The following is a 19,748-nucleotide window of genomic DNA, read 5'->3' on the forward strand; positions in this document are numbered from 1 at the left end:
GCTCAGGTCGCCTGGAGCACCAGCAGCGCCACGTCGTCCTCCGGCGGCGTCTCGTCGAAGTCGTGCACGGTCTGCCGTATCCGCTCCGCGACGCCCTGCGCCGTCAGCCCCACGCACCCCGCGAGTGCCCGCGCGAGGCCGTCGCCGTCGTCGAGCATCCGCCGGCCGGAGCGGCGCTCCGTGACGCCGTCGGTGACGCAGAGCAGGGTGTCGCCGGGCTCCAGGTCGAAGGTGCTGCTCTCGTACGCGACCTTGTCCATGACCCCGAGCAGCAGCTGCGGCTCCGCCGCCGCGCGTACCGTCCCGTCCGGCCGCAGGAGCAGCGGCAGTGGATGGCCGGCGCTTGCGAGGGTGCACCGTACGGCGCCGCCCGCGCCCGGGAGCGGCATCAGCTCGCCGTACAGCAGGGACAGGAAGCGGGCCTGGCTGCCCTCGGACGCCGACGACGGGATCGCGGACGGGGAGGACGCGGCGGACGCCGCAGACGCGGCAGACGCGGCAGACGCGGCGACCATCAGGGACGCGGACTCGGCCGCCTCCGTCGCGTCGTCCAGGAGCAGCCGGTTCAGCCGGTCGAGGACCGCGCCGACGCGATAGCCCTCGCGGGCCAGCAGCCGCAGCCAGGGGCGGGCCAGGCCGGTGACGACGGCGGCCTCGGGACCGCTGCCCTGGACGTCGCCGAGCATGAAGCACCAGCGGTCGCCCGGCGGACACGGGAAGACGTCGTAGAAGTCGCCGCCCGCAAGACCGTCGTCGCTCGGCTCGTACACCAGCGAGCTGGCGATGCCCGGAATGCGCGCCACCTGGCTGGGCAGCAGTCCGCGTTGCAGGACCCGGCTGATGGTGACCTGACGGGTGTAGCGGCGGGCCGCGCCGATCGCGAGGCCGACGCGGCGCGCGAAGTCCTCGATGAGCGCGGTGATTTCCTCGGGTACCGGCCCCTGCCCCGGCCTGCCGAGCACCAGCGTGCCCAGCGCGCGCCCGTTCGCGACCAGCCGGCAGGCGAGCGCCGCGCCGGGGCCGGAGTCGGGGCCGCAGTCCGGGCCGGAGTCCGGGCCGGAGTCCGGGCCGGAGTCCGGGCCGGAATCGAGGCCGGAATCGAGGCCGGAATCGGTCCCCGCCCCGGAACCCGTGCCCGCACCCGCACCCGCACCCGCACCCGCACCCGGCCAGGGCATCCGCACCGGCCCACCCCTCGGCGAGACCGGAAGCCGTGGCGGCTCCTTCTCCAGGATCTCGCGCAGCGGCTCGATCCTGGCCTCGTCCGCGTGCCAGACCCGCGCGAGCCGGGGAGCCGCGCCCTGCTGCCCGCCCTCGCCGTCCAGCCAGACCGCGCACCACTCCGCGAGCCGTGGCACCAGCAGCTGTCCGGCGAGCGCCGCGACGAGATCCTCGTCCAGCTGCCCGGCGAGCAGTTCGGACGCCTCGGCGAGGAACGAGAGGGCGCCCCGGCCGGTCCACTCGGGGTCGTCGCGCGCGGTACGACGGGTCGTCGGCGCGAGGATCTCGGCGGCCCGCAGCCCGCGTCGCAGGGCGGGCTCGGTCCCCTGCTCCTGTCCCGGGTCCCGGCCTTCCAGCGGGAGGCGGGCCCAGACGGTCTTGAGCCCGGAGCGATAGGTGATGCCCCAGCGTTCGGCGAGCGCGGCGACCAGTTGGAGCCCGCGTCCGTATTCGGGGGTGCCGGCCGGTCCCTGCCCCGCCGCGTCGCTCTGTATGGCACGGGCGGGGTGGTGGTCGGAGACTTCGAGGACCACGGCCGCGGGCTCCTCGCCCTCTCCCGCCGGGGTCCCCGAGGCGTCCTCGCCGGGGTCTTCGAGCCGGCAGAGCAGCTCGACGGTGGTGCCCGCGTGCACCACCGCGTTGGTGACGAGTTCGTCGACGATCAGCACCGCGTCGTCCGCGAGCAGATCGGTGCTGTGTTCCCCCGGGGAACAGCCCTCGTCCCCCTGGCAGAAGGTACAAGTGGCGAGCAGCCCGAGACTGGTCCAGTCCGCCAGCGCCGCGCGGGTGAAGCGGCGCGCGGCGGACGGGGCCAGCGGGTTGCCCGGCAGGCTGGTACGTGATGTCGACCGCGTGTCCCTCCGCAACGGCACCTGGGGTGCCGGGAGATGAAAGGTCTCGCGTGAGATCGGAATGCGCCCCACCGCGGCTCCTGATCCGGTTCTGGCGTTTGTGCCGCTTACGATCCCGACAGAGTGACAGACGGAGCCCGGTCATACGCGCCGAGTCATGGAAGTGGTCAAGATGTGACCATGCCCCGGAAGCACACCCGCCGTATTTCGGTGGTACGGCGGGGAGCGCGGCCGGCGCGGTGGCGACACGAGACCAAACCGCCGAAATGGCGTGCCAAAACGCTTCGCACAGAGCATTCTTGCCTCCCTGGCCGGAACACGGGGGGCCGGACAAGGGGAGCGGGATGAGCAGGACAACAGCCACCACGGAACGCGCGAGCATCCTTCTCGTCGACGACCTGGAGGACAATCTCGTCGCGCTGGAAGCGGTCCTCGCCTCACTGGACGAGCCGCTCGTCCGGGCCCGTTCGGGCGAGGAGGCCGTACAGGCACTGCTGCGGGAGCCGTTCGCGCTGATTCTGCTGGATGTCCGGATGCCCGGCATGGACGGCTTCGAGACCGCCTACCGGATCAAGCGGCTCGACCGGGCCAAGGACATCCCGATCATCTTCCTGAACGGTCCGGAGTCCGACAGTGGTTATGCCTTCCGGGGCTACGCCACGGGGGCGGCGGACTTCCTGACCAAGCCTTTCGACCCGTGGATGCTCCGTGCCAAGGTCAGCGTCTTCCTCGATCTGCACCGCAAGAACCGCCAGTTGGAACGGCTGCTGGCCCGGGAGCAGGAGCATCTGGGGGAGATCACGGACCGGCTGGCCTCGATCGAGGACGAGTTACGCGGGGGCGCCCCGGCCGTCCTCGACTCGGTGGGAAAGCAGCTGGCCCGCATCGAGGAGACACTGGACGAACTGCGGCGCGGCCGGGCCCAGTAGGGCCTGCGGCGAACGTCACGTCCGGGGCCGGGGCCGGCCCCGGACGGCGCCCTCAGGCCTCCCGGGAGCCCTCGTACATCTCCTCGATCAGGTCCTTGTACGTCCGTTCCACCACCGGCCTCTTGAGCTTGAGGCTCGGCGTCAGCTCGCCGTGCTCGATATCCAGATCGCGCGGCAGCAGCCGGAACTTCTTGATGGCCTGCCAGCGCTGGAGGCCCTCGTTGAGCCGCTTCACATAACCGGCGATGAGCCGCTGGACCGCCGGGGAGGCGACCACCTCGGCGTACGTCCTGCCCGCCAGGCCGTTCTCGTCGGCCCAGCCGAGGATGGCCGGCTCGTCGAGTGCGATCAGCGCCGTACAGAAGTTACGGTCCACGCCGTGCACCAGGATGTTGGAGACGAACGGGCACACCGCCTTGAACTGGCCCTCGACCTCGGCGGGGGCGATGTACTTGCCGCCCGACGTCTTGATGAGGTCCTTCTTGCGGTCGGTGATCCGCAGATAGCCGTCGGGGGACAGCTCGCCGATATCGCCGGTGTGGAACCAGCCGTCGGGCTCCAGCACCTCCGCCGTCTTCTCCGGCAGCCCGTGATATCCGGCCATGATCCCCGGGCTGCGCAACAGGATCTCGCCGTCGTCGGCGATCCGTACCTCGGTGCCGGGCAGCGGCTTGCCGACCGTGCCGGTGCGGTACGCCTCCCCCGGGTTGACGAAGCTGGCGGCGCTGGACTCGGTCAGTCCATAGCCCTCCAGGATGTGGATCCCGGCGCCGGAGAAGAAGTACCCGATGTCGGGCGCGAGCGCGGCGGAGCCGGAGACCGCGGCACGCAGCCGGCCGCCGAACGCCTCGCGCAGCTTGGCGTAGACGAGCGCGTCCGCGGCCTTGTGCTTGGCGCCGAGGGCGAACGGTACGGAGGCCGTGCCCGTACGCCGGAAGTTGTCCTGGGAGACCTTGGCGTATTCGCGGGCGACCCCGGCCGCCCACTGGAAGATCTTGTACTTGGCGGCGCCGCCCGCCCGTGCCTTGGCCGCGACCCCGTTGTAGACCTTCTCGAAGATCCGTGGCACGGCCGCCATATAGGTCGGCTGGACCACCGGAAGATTCTCGATGATCTTGTCGACGCGCCCGTCCACGGCGGTGACATGCCCGACCTCGATCTGTCCGGAGGTCAGCACCTTGCCGAAGACATGGGCGAGCGGCAGCCACAGGTACTGGACGTCGTCCTTGGTGATCAGTCCGGTGCCGGCGGTGGCCTTGGCCATGTACGACCAACTGTCGTGCGGCAGCCGCACCCCCTTGGGCCGGCCGGTGGTGCCCGAGGTGTAGATCAGCGTGGCGAGCTGGGTGGCCGTGATGGCCCCGACGCGCTCCTTGACGGCTTCCGGGCGCGTGGCCAGATACTCCGTGCCGCGCGCCTCCAGATCGGCCAGGGAGAGCACCCAGCCCGCCGGATCGCCCTCGGCGGGGAGCGCGTCGGCGGCGTCGATCACCACGACATGGGCGAGATGCGGCAGCCCGGACCGGCGTTCGCGCGCCTTGGCGAGCTGGGCGGCGTCCTCGGCGATCAGTACCCGGCTCTCGGAGTCGGCGAGGATGTACGCGGACTCCTCGGTGTTGGTCGAGGGGTAGACCGTGGTCGTCGCGGCGCCCGCGCACATCACTCCGAGGTCGGCGAGGATCCACTCGACGCGGGTGGACGAGGCGAGCGCCACGCGCTCCTCGGGCCGTACGCCCAGCGCGATCAGACCGGCGGCGATGGCGTACACCCGCTCCGCGGCCTCGCTCCAGCTCAGGGAGCGCCACTCGTCGGGGCCCCGGCCGGCCGGCGCGGGGACGGGGAAGCGGTAGGCCTCCGCGTCCGGTGTGGCGCTCACGCGCTCAATGAAGAGGGTCGCCACGGAGGGCGGCCGGTTCTCGATCAAGTTCTGTGTGTCGCTCACGACATCCTCCGGGCCCGCGGCAGCGCTGCGTGACTGACCTGATTGTGTGACTGGCGAGTAACTAACTGACGAGTAACTAGGCTCGGTGATCAGACTAGAGGCCGCCCGCCCGGTACGTAAGGGGCAGCGAGGCGCCGCTTCATAACGACCCCTCCCCGGACTGCACGGACAACACGGACGGGCCCCTGCGCCACAGCGCGGGGCCCGTCCGGCCATGGATCACACTCTGCTACTTCTTCGCCTTGCCGCCGGACTCGTCGCTGGAGAGCACCGCGATGAAGGCCTCCTGCGGGACCTCCACACTGCCGACCATCTTCATCCGCTTCTTGCCCTCCTTCTGCTTCTCCAGCAGCTTGCGCTTCCGGGAGATGTCACCGCCGTAACACTTGGCGAGGACGTCCTTGCGGATGGCGCGGATCGTCTCACGGGCGATGACCCGGGAGCCGATGGCCGCCTGGATGGGCACCTCGAAGGCCTGCCGCGGGATCAGCTCGCGCAGCTTGGCGACCAGCCGCACGCCGTACGCGTACGCCTGGTCCCGGTGGGTGATGGCGGAGAAGGCGTCCACCTTGTCGCCGTGCAGCAGGATGTCGACCTTGACGAGCTGGGCGGTCTGCTCGCCGGTGGGCTCGTAGTCGAGCGAGGCATAGCCCCGGGTCTTGGACTTCAGCTGGTCGAAGAAGTCGAAGACGATCTCGGCGAGCGGCAGCGTGTAGCGGATCTCGACCCGGTCCTCGGAGAGGTAGTCCATACCGAGCAGGGTGCCGCGACGGGCCTGGCACAGCTCCATGATCGAGCCGATGAACTCGCTCGGGGCGAGGATCGTGGCCCGTACGACCGGCTCGTGCACCGAGTCGATCTTGCCCTCGGGGAACTCGCTCGGGTTGGTGACCGTGTGCTCCTTGCCGTCCTCCATCAGCACGCGGTAGACCACGTTGGGGGCGGTGGCGATCAGATCGAGCCCGAACTCGCGCTCCAGGCGCTCTCGGATCACATCGAGGTGCAGCAGCCCCAGGAAGCCGACGCGGAAGCCGAAGCCGAGGGCCGCGGAGGTCTCCGGCTCGTAGACCAGGGCCGCGTCGTTGAGCTGAAGCTTGTCGAGGGCGTCGCGCAGCTCGGGGTAGTCCGAGCCGTCCAGCGGATAGAGGCCCGAGAACACCATCGGCTTGGGGTCCTTGTAGCCGCCGAGCGCCTCGGTCGCCCCCTTGTTGAGGGTGGTGATCGTGTCACCGACCTTGGACTGCCGTACGTCCTTCACACCGGTGATGATGTAGCCCACCTCACCGACGCCGAGGCCGTCGGCCGGGGTCATCTCCGGCGAGGAGACACCGATCTCCAGCAGCTCGTGGGTGGCGCCGGTGGACATCATCCGGATCCGCTCACGCTTGTTGAGCTGGCCGTCGATGACACGTACGTATGTGACGACACCGCGGTACGAGTCATAGACGGAGTCGAAGATCATCGCGCGGGCGGGCGCGTCCGCGACACCGACCGGCGCCGGTACGTCCTTGACCACGCGGTCGAGCAGTACGTCCACCCCGATGCCGGTCTTCGCCGAGACCTTGAGGACGTCCTCCGGCTGGCAGCCGATGAGATTCGCCAGTTCCTCGGAGAACTTCTCCGGCTGGGCGGCCGGCAGATCGATCTTGTTGAGCACCGGGACGATGGTGAGGTCGTTCTCCATCGCCAGATAGAGGTTGGCGAGGGTCTGCGCCTCGATGCCCTGGGCGGCGTCCACCAGGAGGACCGTGCCCTCGCAGGCCGCGAGCGAACGGGACACCTCATAGGTGAAGTCCACGTGGCCCGGCGTGTCGATCATATTGAGGACATGCGTCCTGCCCTCGCCCTCACCCGTACGGGGAGCCCAGGGCAGCCTGACCGCCTGGGACTTGATCGTGATGCCGCGCTCGCGCTCGATGTCCATCCGGTCGAGGTACTGAGCGCGCATCTGCCGCTGGTCGACCACTCCGGTCAGCTGGAGCATCCGGTCGGCCAGCGTCGACTTGCCGTGGTCGATGTGCGCGATGATGCAGAAGTTGCGGAGCAGCGCCGGGTCCGTACGGCTCGGCTCGGGCACGTGGAGAGGGGTCGCGGGCACGCAGGGTCCTGATTCTTGAGACGCGCGGCGTCTCGTCTCGGGTCGACTCGGATCGATACGTAGGCTCCATCGTCCCACGGGTACGGGACTGCGCCCGGTTTGGGCCGGTCGGAGGGTGACTGGTAGCCTGAACAGCTGTGTCTCGTGCCATCTCGGCGCGGGGCGGCTCAGTCAAGATTCACCGAACCTGAAAAGGCTCTTTCGTGGCGAACATCAAGTCCCAGATCAAGCGGAACAAGACCAACGAGAAGGCACGCCTGCGCAACAAGGCTGTCAAGTCGTCGCTCAAGACCGCGATCCGCAAGGCCCGTGAGGCCGCTGCCGCGGGCGACGTCGAGAAGGCCTCGCTGGCCGCTCGTGAGGCGTCCCGCAAGCTCGACAAGGCTGCCTCGAAGGGTGTCATCCACAAGAACGCCGCCGCCAACAAGAAGTCGGCGCTGGCTGCCAAGGTTGCTTCCCTCCAGGGCTGAGCGCTCTCTTGATTTGACCGCCGGACGGGACTCAGCGGGCCCTCTCTACCGCTCCTGACCGGCGTCCCCGAGCTCGTACGCGACTGCGTTCGCCACGCGGGTGCGAGTTCACCAGGTTTGACGTCGAGGCCCCGGCCCCATCCTCCCCAGGACGGATCACCGGGGCCTTCGGCTTACGCGCTCTCGTGGGGAACGGCTAGGTCCTGGGCATATTTGGTCCCGCCCCGCCCGGCCTATGGGCGGACGGCGCTGCTTTCGCGACCCGCCCTAACGATTCGAGCGGGCGGCGCGGGCGATCGCGACGACCGCCTTCTCCAGCGCGTACTCCGGGTCGTCGCCGCCGCCCTTGACACCCGCGTCGGCGTCGGCGACCGCCCGCAGCGCCGTCGCCACACCGTCCGGCGTCCAGCCGCGCATCTGCTGGCGCACCCGGTCGATCTTCCACGGCGGCATCCCCAGCTCACGCGCGAGATCGGCCGGCCGGCCGCCGCGCGCGGAGGAGAGCTTGCCGATGGCCCGTACCCCCTGGGCGAGCGCGCTGGTGATCAGCACGGGCGCCACTCCGGTCGACAGCGACCAGCGCAGCGCTTCGAGGGCCTCGGCGGTCCTGCCCTCCACGGCGCGGTCGGCGACATTGAAGCTGGACGCCTCGGCGCGGCCCGTGTAGTAGCGGCCGACGACCGCGTCGTCGATCGTGCCCTCGACATCCGCCGCGAGCTGCGAGACGGCGCTCGCCAGCTCGCGCAGATCGCTGCCGATCGAGTCCACCAGCGCCTGGCAGGCCTCGGGCGTGGCCGAGCGGCCCAGCGCGCGGAACTCCGAGCGTACGAAGGAGAGCCGCTCCGCGGGCTTGGTCGTCTTGGGGCAGGCGACCTCACGGGCCCCCGCCTTTCGTGCGGCGTCCAGCAGGCCCTTGCCCTTGGCGCCTCCGGCGTGCAGCAGGACGAGCGTGATCTCCTCGGCCGGGGCGTCGAGATATGCCTTGACGTCCTTGATCGTGTCGGCGGAGAGGTCCTGCGCGTTCCGCACGACGACGACCTTGCGCTCGGCGAAGAGCGACGGGCTGGTCAGCTCGGCGAGGGTGCCGGGCTGGAGCTGGTCCGAGGTGAGGTCACGGACGTCCGTGTCGGCGTCGGAGGCGCGGGCCGCCGCCACCACCTGCTGCACGGCGCGGTCGAGCAGCAGGTCCTCCTGGCCCACGGCGAGCGTGAGCGGGGCGAGCGGATCGTCGGAAGCAGTCTTTCTGGTGGCCATCGCGGTCCAGCATCGCATGGGCCACTGACAGCCGGGACGCCCGGTGACGCCGCGCGGACGGCGCTACGGGGCTTCCGACACCGTGCGGACGCCGCTACGGGGCTTCCCGCCAGCCGTCCCAGTCCGCCACGAACGCGTCCAGCGCCTCGACGTCCAGCCGGGCCCCGGGGTCCTCCACGACGACCAGCCACTGGGCGTCCTCCGCGTCGTCCTCGCCGGCCAGGGCGTCCCGCACCAACTGCGGCTCGCCCGTCACGGCGAAGCGGTCCCTCAGCTGTTCCGCCGCTTCCTCGGCCGCGTCACGGTCGGGCAGTACGAGCAGGTGTCTCACATGCCTCACCGACCGCGCTGTCGTCACTTGTACTTCAGCTGCGTGCCCTTGGGCACGATCTGGATATCAAGGTTGATCTTGATGTTGGAGCCGACAACGGCGATGCCACGGGCCAGCATCGACTGCCAGTTGACGGTGTAGTCCTCACGGTGCAGTTCGGTGGTGGCGACGACGGCCGCCCGGGTCTCACCCTCCATACCGACGCGCGTACCGCCGTAGCTGGCGTCCAGGGTCACCGTGCGGGTGACGCCGTGCAGCGTGAGTCCTCCGGTGATCGCCCAGCTGTTTCCGCCGCGGTGCACGAAGCGGTCGCTGTAGAACTCCATCGTCGGGTAGTTCTCCACGTCGAGGAAGTCCGCCGACCGCAGATGGTCGTCACGCATCTGCACATTGGTGTCGATCGAGGCGGCGTCGATGACGACATGCATCGCCGAGTTCTCGACGGTGTCGCCGATCCGGATCGCGCCCGCGAAGTTGTCGAAGCGGCCGAAGACCCGGGCGAGGCCGATATGGCGTGCCTCGAACCCGATCTGGGTGTGGGCCTGTTCGACCTCCCACTCGCCGGTTTCGGGCAGCGGAAGCGAGGGGGCTATCTGGAGCACGATGTCCCCGAGGCCGGTGGGCACCCCTCCCTCGGTGATCGTCGCATTGCCCCGGTAAGGGGTGAAACTGTCGGCGGATATGGACATGCGGTACTCCCCGAAGGGAACCATCGCCACGATCGTGCCGAAGGGATCGGTCTCACCGCTCACCACCTTGCGGCCGTTGCTGTCGTTAACGGTGAACTCGGCCTGGCTCACGGGCTCGCCGACAGGATCGAGCACTCGGCAGGTGAGCAGCCCCGCACCGGGCGGCGTGGAGAGTCCGGCGAGCGTGTCGCCACTCCGGACAGCGGTTCCTCGGCGGAAAAGGCGGCTGATCATGGTGTACGTACCCCTGTGCGATTCGTTCCGCGGGCCGCGTACGGCGCGGCGCCCTTGTCGGGACAGCGGCCCATAGTGAACAGCATTCGATCACTCCTGCCTGGCCCGGGGCAAACGTACTGCCAGATATGGGCTCCGGCATCAACCGTTGTTATCGAACCGTGGCTGAAGGACCGGCGGGTGGCCGAGTGTCAGCCCGAAATGGCCACGGTAGGCGGCCGATATCTCGTCCTCCCCGGCCGGCGTCCGTCGGGAGCGCGAGATGGTCGTACGGAATCCCGGGCCGCCGCGTCGGCACGCGCCGGGCGAGCGGCACCGATCCTGCGTGGACAGGCGGCGGTGAACCGCGAGGTGTCCATGATCCGAGTCTGCCGCCGCGCCCACCGGCAGGCCATACGTCGCCGGCCCTACTCCCCGCGCCTGAAACGAGGTTCGCCCTCGGGGCACGGCCCGTAGCCCGGCCCCGGCTCCGACCACCGCGATCGCTCCGTCCGTATCCGTACGGAGCACGGCCGCTCCTCCGGCGCGCAGCGCGTCGACGGTACGGGGCGAGGGGTGCCCGTACGGGTTGTCCCGGCCCGCCGAGATGAGGGCCAGCCGGGGGCGGACACCGCGCAGGAGCCCCGGGTGCTGGAACGGCGAGCCATGGTGGGCCACCTTGAGGACATCCGCCGGTGGCAGCCTCGGGTAGTCACGCAGCAGGCCGCGCTGGGCGGGCGGTTCGAGATCGCCGAGGAGCAGCAGCGTCGGGCCCCGGGCGACCCGTACGAACAGGGTGACGCTGGAGTCGTTCGGCTCCCCGGCCGCCGGGGCCGTCCCGGCCCGTGGCCACAGCACCCGCCACGTCAGCGGTCCGATCCGGCGCTGTTCGCCCGGCCGCGCGCGGACGACGGGCACCCGCGCCCCGGCCGCCGTTCTCCGTACGAACGCGGCCTGTTCCGGGGGGTCTTCGTAGACCGTCGTCTGGATCGCGCCGATCGCTCTGCCCCGCAGGACGCCGGGCAGCCCCGCGACGTGATCGGCGTGGAAGTGCGTGAGCACCAGCAGCGGGACGCGCGTGACGCCGAGGTCCCGCAGACAGCGGTCGGCGGGTCCGGGGTCGGGACCCGCGTCCACGACCACGGCCGTGGAGTCGCCCGCCGCGAGCACGGCCGCGTCCCCCTGACCGACGTCGCACATCGCGAACGTCCATCCCGGGGGCGGCCATCCGGTGACGATCCGGATGAGCGGCGGCGGCCGCAGGACCGCGAGCAGCAGCAGTACGGCGCAGACGGCGGCCGTCCAGGGATGGCGTGGGACACGCCGTAGCGCGAGCAGGACAAGGGCCGTCACGACGGCGAGCAGCAGTCCGCCCCGCCAGCCGCCGGGCCAGGCGGCCTCCGCGCCCGGCAGGGAAGCGCCGACGCGCGCGACGGACGCGATCCACCCCGCCGGCCAGCCCGCGCAGCGGGCGAGCACCTCGGCCACGGGCATCGCCACGGGCGCCACGGCGAGCGCGGCGAAGCCGAGGACCGTGGCCGGGGCCACCGCCAGTTCGGCGAAGAGGTTGCAGGGGATCGCCACCAGCCCGACCCTGGCCGCGAACACGGCCACCACCGGCGCGCACACCGCCTGCGCCGCGCCGGCCGCGGCCAGCACCTCCGCGAGCCGTGGCGGCACCCCGCGTCGCACCAGCGCCGCGCTCCACCGCGGCCCGATGGTGAGCAGGGCGCCGGTGGCCAGTACGGAGAGGAGGAAGCCGTAACTCCGGGCCAGCCAGGGGTCGTAGAGCACCAGCAGCAGTACGGCGGCGGCCAGCGCCGGAAGCAGGGTTCTGCGGCGGCCCGTGCCGATGGCGAGGAGGGTGATCGCCCCGCAGGCGGCGGCCCGCAGCACACTGGGCTCCGGCCGGCAGACCACCACGAAGGCAAGCGTGAGCGCCCCGCCGAGCAGCGCCGTCGCTCGCAGTGAGATCCCCAGACGCGGGGCGAGCCCGCGCCGTTCGGCTCTGATGGCGAGCCCGGCCGGCCCGATCAGCAGAGCGAGCACAATCGTCAGATTGCTGCCGGAGACCGCCATCAGATGCAGCAGATCGGTCGCCGCGAACGCGTCGTGCAGCTCGGGCGGAACGCGTGTGGTGTCACCGACGACCAGCCCCGGCAGCAGGGCCCGAGCATCGGGCGACAGCCCGTCGGCCGCCTCACGCAGCCCGGCACGCAGCTCTCCGGCCGCGCGCTGTACGCGGGTCGGCGCTCCGGTGACCGGCGGCGGGCCCGTTCCCTCCACCCGTAATGCCGCGGCGTAGTGGTCGTCCTCACGCAGGGGAGGCGCGAGCTTCCCGGTCAGCCGCAGCCGCGTGGAGGGCAACAGTCGCTGCCACCGGCCGGAGTGCTCACCGGGCGCGACGATCACCAGAACGGGCGTGCGGCCGGTGGTGGTCCCGCCCCTGGGCGTCATCACTCGGGTGAGATCGGCGTCCAGGACGAACCCACCACCCGCGATCCGGTCACCGCGGACCCTGGGACGCGTGGGCCGGGGGTCGGAGGTGACCGTCAACTCCGTGGTGACGCGCGCATACCGCTCCGCCAGGCCCGGTACGGGCCCCCGGCGCACATCGGCGCCGTGCAGCCCGGCGGACGCGGCTCCGGCGGCGGCACAGAGCAGCACCCCCGCGACGGCCACACCATTGAGCCGTCGCCGGAGCCGTCGCCTGAGCCGTCGCTCCGGCCCGCCACCGGGCCACACCAGCAGCAAACCGGCGGTCAGCAGACAGGCGAGCACGCCAACGGCGGTCCAGCGCCCCGGGGTTCCCAGCGCCAGGGCCGCCGCGCCCCACGCCGCGAGGGCGAGCGGGACCAGCCGGAGGTCGGCCGGCGCCTCCTGGCGGGGGTTGGCGGACCCCAGTCGGTGCCCGGCCGTCGCGTGAACCACTGGGCGCGTCATGGTCGTACGAGGGACTGGAGGTCCGCGAACCTGCGCTCCCCGATGCCGTTGACCTCGCGCAGCTCATCGACGGACCGGAAACCTCCGTGCCTGCCACGGTAGTCGATGATGTGCTGGGCGAGCACCGGACCAACTCCCGGGAGCGTGTCGAGCTGTTCGGGCGTGGCGGCGTTGAGGCTCACCGGCCCCGCGGCGGCCCCGGCGCCGTTGGCCGCGCCCGCGCCGACGCCCGCCGCCGGTGGAGCGGGGCCGCCCACCAGGACCTGTTCGCCGTCCATCAGAACCCGTGCCCGGTTGAGCCCGGTCAGGTCCGCGCCGGGCTTCGCTCCCCCGGCGGCGCGCAGCGCGTCGGCGACCCGTGACCCGGCAGGCAGCCGCAGAACTCCGGGCCGCCGCACCTTCCCGCTCACATCGATGACGACACGGGCGGAGGGCGACGGCGAGGGCGAAGTCTCCGACGGCGCCTCGGGGATCACGGCCTCGGCGCCGACATTCTCCGGAGCTCTGACGGTCCCCGGCCGACCGCTCCAGAAATGGTGTCCGGCCAGAAGCACGCCCACCACCAGGATCACCGCGAGCGCCGCGAGTGTCCGGGGCTCAAGACCGCATCTGAGCTGCACCCACAGGGGCAAGCGCTCGCGCAGAGCGGACCCCGCCCACGCGCGCACGCGCCCCGGCCGGGGGGTGTCCGGCGCCAGGGCCGCGTCCGCCACGCGCGTCGCGATGTCGCTCCCACCCGTCCCGGTCGCCGTATCGCCGAAGAGCGCTTCCGCGCGACGGCGCGCATCCGTCCGGGCAGGGGGCGGGGCGGTAATCGGCGGCGGGGCGGTAATCGGCGGCGGGGCGGTAATCGGGGGCGCGGTGCTGGTCGGGGGACGGGCGGTGACCGGGGCCGGAGCCGTACCGCCCGCGTCGCCAACACGCGACAGCGCCGTACGCGGGCGGGTTCGTGGGCCGCCGGGTCGGCCATGACGCCCATGGCGGGCCCGGCCGTCGGAGCCCGGGGCACGGCCGGGGCCACTGGTGACAGAGGTTACGGAGCGTGTTCGGAGAGCCATGCCACAAGACGGTAGGCACATCTGCCCGACCCCGCCGAGCAGGCCGAATCCTCGTGGATAACAACCGAGTTGTGGATAAGTCGGTCACCCTTACGAGTGGTCCACATCCGCCGAGCCACCGCCAAACCGACGCGCCACCCGCCTATGCGCCACCCATCGACGCGCCGATTTGCCGGGGGACCATTCCGGCGATCGGTCGGGCGGGCGATCCGCCGACGACCGACCGCGGGCCGAGCGGGCCGGTCAGCGCGGTGAGATCACGGCCCCCAGCAGCCCCGGCCCCGTATGCGCCCCGATCACCGCACCCACCTCGCTGACATGCAGATCCACCAGCCCCGGCACTCGCTCACGCAGGCGCTCGGCCAGCGTCACGGCCCGTTCGGGCGCGGCCAGATGGTGCACAGCGATGTCCACCTCGCTCATGCCCGCCCGTTCGGTGACGATCTCCTCCAGCCGCGCGATCGCCTTCGACGCCGTACGCACCTTCTCCAGCAGCTCGATACGCCCGCCGTCCAGCTGGAGCAGGGGCTTCACCGCGAGCGCGGAGCCCAGCAGCGCCTGGGCGGCGCCGATACGGCCACCCCGGCGCAGATAGTCCAGCGTGTCCACATAGAAGTACGCGGAGGTCCCGGCGGCCCGCTTCTCGGCGGCGGCCACCGCCTCGTCGAGCGTGCCGTCCCCCTCCGCCACCTCGGCCGCCGCCAGCGCGCAGAAACCGAGCGCCATCGCCACCATCCCGGTGTCCACCACCCGTACCGGCACGCCCGCGTCCTTCGCCGCGAGCACGGCGGCGTCGTACGTCCCGGAGAACTCGGCCGACAGATGCAGGGAGACGATCCCTGTCGCACCGGCTTCGGCCGCCTTCCGGTACGCGGCGGCGAAGACATCCGGGCTCGGCCGTGACGTGGTCACGGAGCGTCGCTTCTGAAGCGCCAGGGCGAGCGAACGGGCCGAGATCTCCGTGCCCTCCTCCAGCGCGCGGTCACCGAGCACGACGGTCAGCGGCACCGCGGTGATGCCGTGCCGCTCCATCGTCTGCGGCGGCAGGTAGGCCGTGGAATCGGTGACGATCGCGACATGGCGGGACATGAGCGGGAGGTTACCCGTCGTCGCCCCTGGTCGGCAGCCCGCCCCCATGTCAGTGATCGTTTCCGCCCTCGCCCACGCCGCGATCCCTCACCGGATGGTGGTCCCGGACCCGTCAAGTCGTGGTCTCGGGCCTGGTCTCCCCGGGCGCCTTCTGCCAGGGGTACGTCCGCTGCCGCCGGGGATCCGGCGGCTCGATCGCCTCGGGCCTGCCCTGGGCGCCGCCCGCGGGACCCGCGCGCTCCGCGTCGGCGGCCCCGGCCCCGGAACCCTCCGGCTCCGGCCATACCGTCGCCTCCCGTTCCGGCTGTCTCTCCGCCGACGACCAGTGCCGCAGCGCCCCGGACTCCACATCGATCTGCGCGCTCAGCGACGACAGGTCGTCCTCCGCGAACTTCCGCGCCCGGTCCCGCGCCGCCCAGCGCAGTGAGTCCGCCGCGTGCGTGATCTGTTCCGTACGCTCGCGCACATCCTGGAGCCGCTCCGCGACCCTCGCCCGGTCCGGATCCCGCTCCAGCTGCCGCAGCTCGTCGTCCAACTCGTGGCCGTGCGCGCTCAGCCGCCGGAAGAGCTCCATCGACTCCGCCAGCGAGGCGTCCTCCGCCACACCGGCCTGGAGCGCGTCCTGCGTGGCCCGCATCGAGGTCCGCAGCCTCAGCCGCAGCTGCGCCAGCTCCCCCGCCGCGCCCGTCTGACCGAGGCTCTTGGCGCGCAGCGTGGTGTCCTCGACGGTCCGGCGGGCCTGCGAGATCGTACGGTCGACGCCCCGCTTGGCCGCACGCACCGCCTTCACGCTCACAAACACCCCCAGCGCGACGAAGGCGACGAAGAGCAGCGTCACGATAAGGATCACGACGTCCATGGGCGCCCCTTCGCATTCAGCCGTGTTCGGGAGCGGCTTCCCGCTTGCCGCTTCTTCCACGGTAAACGGAACAGGCAGGCCGAGGGTTCCTCAGGAACCCCCAACCTGCCCGTAGGGGAAAGCCCTGCCCCGCCAGGCGGTACTGGACGCGGTACTACCCGGCGCGGGCATCACGCGACGCGGTACTACGCGCATCGGGTACTACGGCGACGCGGTACTACCCGGTCCGGTACTACGCGGGGACGATGTTCACCAGCTTCGGCGCCCGCACGATCACCTTCCGGATGCCCCCGCCGCCCAGCGCCGCGACCACCGCCGTGTCACCCAGCGCCAGCGCCTCCAGCTCCTCGTCCGAGATCGACGGGGAGACCTCCAGCCGCGCCTTGACCTTGCCCTTGATCTGCACCACGCAGGTCACGGTCTCGTCGACCACATACGCCGGATCCGCGACCGGGAAGTCCTGGTGCACGACCGAGTCGGAGTGGCCCAGCCGACGCCACAGCTCCTCGGCGACATGCGGGGCCAGCGGCGCGATCAGCAGCACCAGCCGCTCGGCGACCGACCGGGAGACCGGGCCGCCCGTCTTGGTCAGGTGGTTGTTCAGCTCGGTCACCTTCGCGATGGCCGTGTTGAACCGCAGCCCCGCCATGTCCTGCGAGACCCCGTCGATCGCCTTGTGCAGCGCGCGCAGCGTGTCCACATCGATCTCGGCGTCCGCGATGTCCACGACGGTGACCTCGCCGGTCGCCTCGTCCACCACATTGCGCCACAGCCGCTGCAGCAGCCGGTACTGGCCGACGACCGCGCGGGTGTCCCACGGCCGCGAGACATCCAGCGGGCCCATGGCCATCTCGTACAGCCGCAGCGTGTCCGCGCCGTATTCGGCACAGATCTCGTCCGGAGTGACCGCGTTCTTCAGGGACTTGCCCATCTTGCCCAGGACGCGGCTGACCTTCGCGTCCTGGTACCAGTACGCGCCGTCCCGCTCCTCGACCTCGGCCGCCGGCACCGCGATGCCGCGGCTGTCCCGGTAGACGAACGCCTGGATCATGCCCTGGTTGTACAGCTTGTGGAACGGCTCGACCGAGGAGATGTGCCCCAGATCGAACAGCACCTTGGACCAGAAGCGCGCGTACAGCAGATGCAGTACGGCGTGCTCGGCGCCGCCCACGTACAGATCGACCCCACCGTGCGGCTGCCCCTCACGGGGGCCCATCCAGTACTGCTCGATGGCCGGGTCGACCAGCTTCTCGCTGTTGTGCGGGTCCAGGTAGCGCAGTTCGTACCAGCACGAACCGGCCCAGTTCGGCATGGTGTTGGTCTCGCGGCGGTAGCGCTTGACGCCCTCGCCGCGGCCCAGGTCCAGCTCGACATCGACCCAGTCCGCGTTCCGTGACAGCGGCGTCTCCGGCTGCGTGTCCGCGTCGTCCGGGTCAAACGTGCGTGGCGAGTAGTCGTCGACCTCCGGCAGCTCCAGCGGCAGCATCGACTCGGGCAGCGCGTGCGCCGTAGCGTCCTCGTCGTAGACGATCGGGAAGGGCTCGCCCCAGTACCGCTGACGGCTGAACAGCCAGTCGCGCAGCCGGAAGTTGACCGTCCCCTCACCGATACCGCGCGCGGCCAGCCACTCCGTGATCCGCGCCTTGGCCTCGGTGACACCCAGACCGTCCAGCGAGATGTCCTCGCCGGTCGAGTTGACGAGACGCGCGTCGTACGAGGCGAACGCGTCGTCCCACTCCGCGGGCTCGGTGGAGCGGCCGTCCGAGGGCTCGACCACACAGCGCATCGGCAGCTCGAAGGCGCGTGCGAACGCGAAGTCACGGCTGTCGTGCGCCGGTACGGCCATGATCGCGCCCGTGCCGTAGCCCATCAGCACATAGTCGGCGATGAAGACGGGTACGCGGTCGCCGCTGACCGGGTTGGTCGCGTACGCGCCGGTGAAGACACCCGTCTTGTCCTTCGCCTCGGCCTGCCGCTCGACGTCGGACTTGGACGCGGCCTGCTTGCGGTACGCGTCGACGGCCTCGGCGGGGGTCGCGTGGCCGCCCGTCCATACCTCGTGCGTGCCCTCGGGCCAGGCGGCCGGGACGATCTTCTCGACCAGGTCGTGCTCCGGCGCCAGCACCATGTACGTGGCGCCGAACAGCGTGTCCTGACGCGTGGTGAAGACGGTGATGGCGTCCATGTGACCGTCGTCACCCACGTGGACCGGGAAGTCGACGCGCGCGCCCTCGCTGCGCCCGATCCAGTTGCGTTGCTGCAGCTTGATGGCCTCGGGCCAGTCCAGCGCCTCCAGGTCGTTCAGCAGCCGGTCCGCGTAGGCGGTGATCCGCATGTTCCACTGGCGCAGCTTCGCCTTGAACACGGGGAAGTTGCCGCGCTCGGAGCGGCCGTCCGAGGTGACTTCCTCATTGGCCAGGACGGTGCCCAGGCCGGGAGCCCAGTTGACGGGCGCGTCCGAGGCGTACGCCAGCCGGTACTCACCCAGGACGTCGGCGCGCTCGGCGGCGTTCAGCGCGCTCCAGGGGCGCCCGTCGGGCGTCGTCCGCTCCCCGCTCTCGAACTGCGCCACCAGCGTCTCGATCGGTCGCGCCTTGTCCGCGTCCTTGTCGTACCAGGAGTTGAAGATCTGTACGAAGATCCACTGGGTCCATTTGTAGTAGTCCGGGTCGATCGTCGCCACGGACCGGCGCTTGTCGTGGCCCAGACCCAGCCGGCGCAGCTGGACCTTCATGTTGTCCATCGCGGCCTCGGTCGACACCCGGGGGTGTGTACCGGTGGCGACCGCGTGCTGCTCTGCCGGCAGGCCGAAGGCGTCGAAGCCCAGCGTGTGCAGCACGTTGTGCCCGGTCATGCGCTGGTGTCGGGCGAACACATCGGTGGCGATATAGCCCAGGGGATGGCCGACGTGCAGACCCGTTCCCGACGGGTACGGGAACATGTCCATGATGAACTTCTTGGGCTTCGCGACCAGCTCCGGGTCGCCGGCCAGATCACCCATGGGGTTCGGTGCCTCGTACGTGCCCTCGGCGTCCCAGAAGTCCTGCCAGCGTGCCTCGATGTCGGCGGCCAGGGCCGCCGTGTAGCGGTGCGGCGCCACCGGCTCAGCGGCAGCGGAATTCGTCTCGCTCATGATTCTCTGAAGCTCCATCGATCGTCTCTGCCAGCGGATTCGGCCGTGCCATTCGGCGAATGGCGGCGCCGGTCGGTGAACGAAAAAGGCCCCTCACACAGGAGGGGACGCCGCGCCGATTCCGACCGGATCTCTGTCATCCGTCGGGACTGATCAGCGCGGCCCGCTAAGCAGAAGGCCCACGGCACGCATGGCGTCAGGGTACCGCAGCGCCCGGACGGCCCGCACCGGTGTATCACGCGGGCCCACCTCCGCCCGAGGTCATGCCCGAGGGCCGCCCCGGAGGGGGAGAGTCCGGGGAGACGGCGGGGAGGAGACGGGGAGAGCCCGGGGAGAGTGCGCGCGGAGATGGGTGAGGACGAGCGAAAGGGTTGACAGAAGGGCTCGACGCGGAAATGGCGTTGCGCGTGACGGAGGCCCCCGGCGGAGCGACGAGGGAAGCACCGCACCCGCCTTACTCCGCGTATCAGCCCCTATCCGGGCATCCGCGGAGTCGGATAACTCACCTTGCCCCGGCTAAACCCGCAAACCGGGTACTGGCTGGTATGGCGCCACCTAGCATGCGGCAGCGGGACCGCTTTCCCGAGCCATTCGGAGTCGCCCCCCATGAATCCTCAACGCACAACCAGTTCGTCGCTCAGTCTGGATCCCACCTCGAGCCGGCAGAT

13 protein-coding genes are annotated in these 19,748 nt (G+C 71.0%); 2 read left to right on the forward strand and 11 right to left on the reverse strand.

Translation table 11 applies throughout. The features are described 5' to 3' along the window. Positions 1-2: 2 nt before the first annotated feature. Positions 3-2,144, reverse strand: coding sequence for a SpoIIE family protein phosphatase (locus tag ACIRQP_RS09785; protein ID WP_403886058.1), 2,142 nt, complete (start codon positions 2,142-2,144; stop codon positions 3-5). A gap of 272 nt (positions 2,145-2,416) precedes the next feature. Between ACIRQP_RS09785 and ACIRQP_RS09790 the strand changes: the two genes are divergently transcribed. Further along, complete coding sequence (locus ACIRQP_RS09790; RefSeq protein WP_403886061.1) at positions 2,417-3,001, forward strand: two-component system response regulator; 585 nt, start codon at positions 2,417-2,419, stop codon at positions 2,999-3,001. A gap of 52 nt (positions 3,002-3,053) precedes the next feature. On the opposite strand, the gene ACIRQP_RS09795 is transcribed toward ACIRQP_RS09790, so the two are convergent. Together ACIRQP_RS09795 and lepA are read right to left on the reverse strand one after the other, a co-directional pair. Further along, complete coding sequence (locus tag ACIRQP_RS09795) at positions 3,054-4,943, reverse strand: AMP-dependent synthetase/ligase (protein ID WP_403886064.1); 1,890 nt, start codon at positions 4,941-4,943, stop codon at positions 3,054-3,056. Between the two features lie 229 nt (positions 4,944-5,172). Continuing rightward, entirely contained in the window at positions 5,173-7,041 is a 1,869-nt protein-coding gene (gene lepA / locus ACIRQP_RS09800) for a translation elongation factor 4 (RefSeq protein WP_403886067.1), read from the reverse strand. Positions 7,042-7,244: 203 nt separating this feature from the next. Here lepA and rpsT point away from each other — a divergent pair, with 203 nt between their 5' ends. After that, complete coding sequence (gene rpsT / locus ACIRQP_RS09805) at positions 7,245-7,511, forward strand: 30S ribosomal protein S20 (protein ID WP_030352331.1); 267 nt, start codon at positions 7,245-7,247, stop codon at positions 7,509-7,511. 267 nt (positions 7,512-7,778) lie between these two features. Here the strand turns inward: rpsT and holA are convergent, their stop codons facing one another. From holA to leuS, 8 genes are all read right to left on the reverse strand, one after another. After that, positions 7,779-8,765: a DNA polymerase III subunit delta gene (gene holA / locus ACIRQP_RS09810; RefSeq protein WP_403886070.1), complete on the reverse strand. Its 987-nt coding sequence runs from the start codon at positions 8,763-8,765 to the stop codon at positions 7,779-7,781. Between the two features lie 94 nt (positions 8,766-8,859). Further along, a complete protein-coding gene (locus ACIRQP_RS09815; protein WP_403886073.1) occupies positions 8,860-9,105 on the reverse strand; it encodes a hypothetical protein in 246 nt (81 codons plus the stop codon). A 14-nt stretch (positions 9,106-9,119) separates the two neighbouring features. Continuing rightward, complete coding sequence (locus ACIRQP_RS09820) at positions 9,120-10,019, reverse strand: YceI family protein (RefSeq protein WP_403886076.1); 900 nt, start codon at positions 10,017-10,019, stop codon at positions 9,120-9,122. A gap of 141 nt (positions 10,020-10,160) precedes the next feature. After that, positions 10,161-12,941, reverse strand: a complete 2,781-nt coding sequence (locus tag ACIRQP_RS09825; protein WP_403886079.1) for a ComEC/Rec2 family competence protein — start codon at positions 12,939-12,941, stop codon at positions 10,161-10,163. After that, entirely contained in the window at positions 12,938-13,654 is a 717-nt protein-coding gene (locus ACIRQP_RS09830; RefSeq protein ID WP_403886082.1) for a helix-hairpin-helix domain-containing protein, read from the reverse strand. The genes ACIRQP_RS09825 and ACIRQP_RS09830 overlap by 4 nt, the downstream gene beginning before the upstream one ends. A gap of 588 nt (positions 13,655-14,242) precedes the next feature. Beyond that, positions 14,243-15,088 carry a DegV family protein gene (locus tag ACIRQP_RS09835; protein ID WP_403886085.1) on the reverse strand — a complete coding sequence of 282 codons (846 nt, stop codon included), beginning with the start codon at positions 15,086-15,088 and terminating at the stop codon, positions 14,243-14,245. A 112-nt stretch (positions 15,089-15,200) separates the two neighbouring features. Next, the gene (locus tag ACIRQP_RS09840) at positions 15,201-15,947 is read right to left on the reverse strand and encodes a hypothetical protein (protein WP_403886088.1); all 747 of its coding nucleotides are present in this window, start codon (positions 15,945-15,947) and stop codon (positions 15,201-15,203) included. A gap of 232 nt (positions 15,948-16,179) precedes the next feature. After that, a complete protein-coding gene (gene leuS, locus ACIRQP_RS09845) occupies positions 16,180-19,080 on the reverse strand; it encodes a leucine--tRNA ligase (RefSeq protein ID WP_403886090.1) in 2,901 nt (966 codons plus the stop codon). Positions 19,081-19,748: the final 668 nt, after the last annotated feature.

The organism is Streptomyces sp. NPDC102274 (genome assembly GCF_044766385.1).
Lineage (GTDB): Bacteria > Actinomycetota > Actinomycetes > Streptomycetales > Streptomycetaceae > Streptomyces.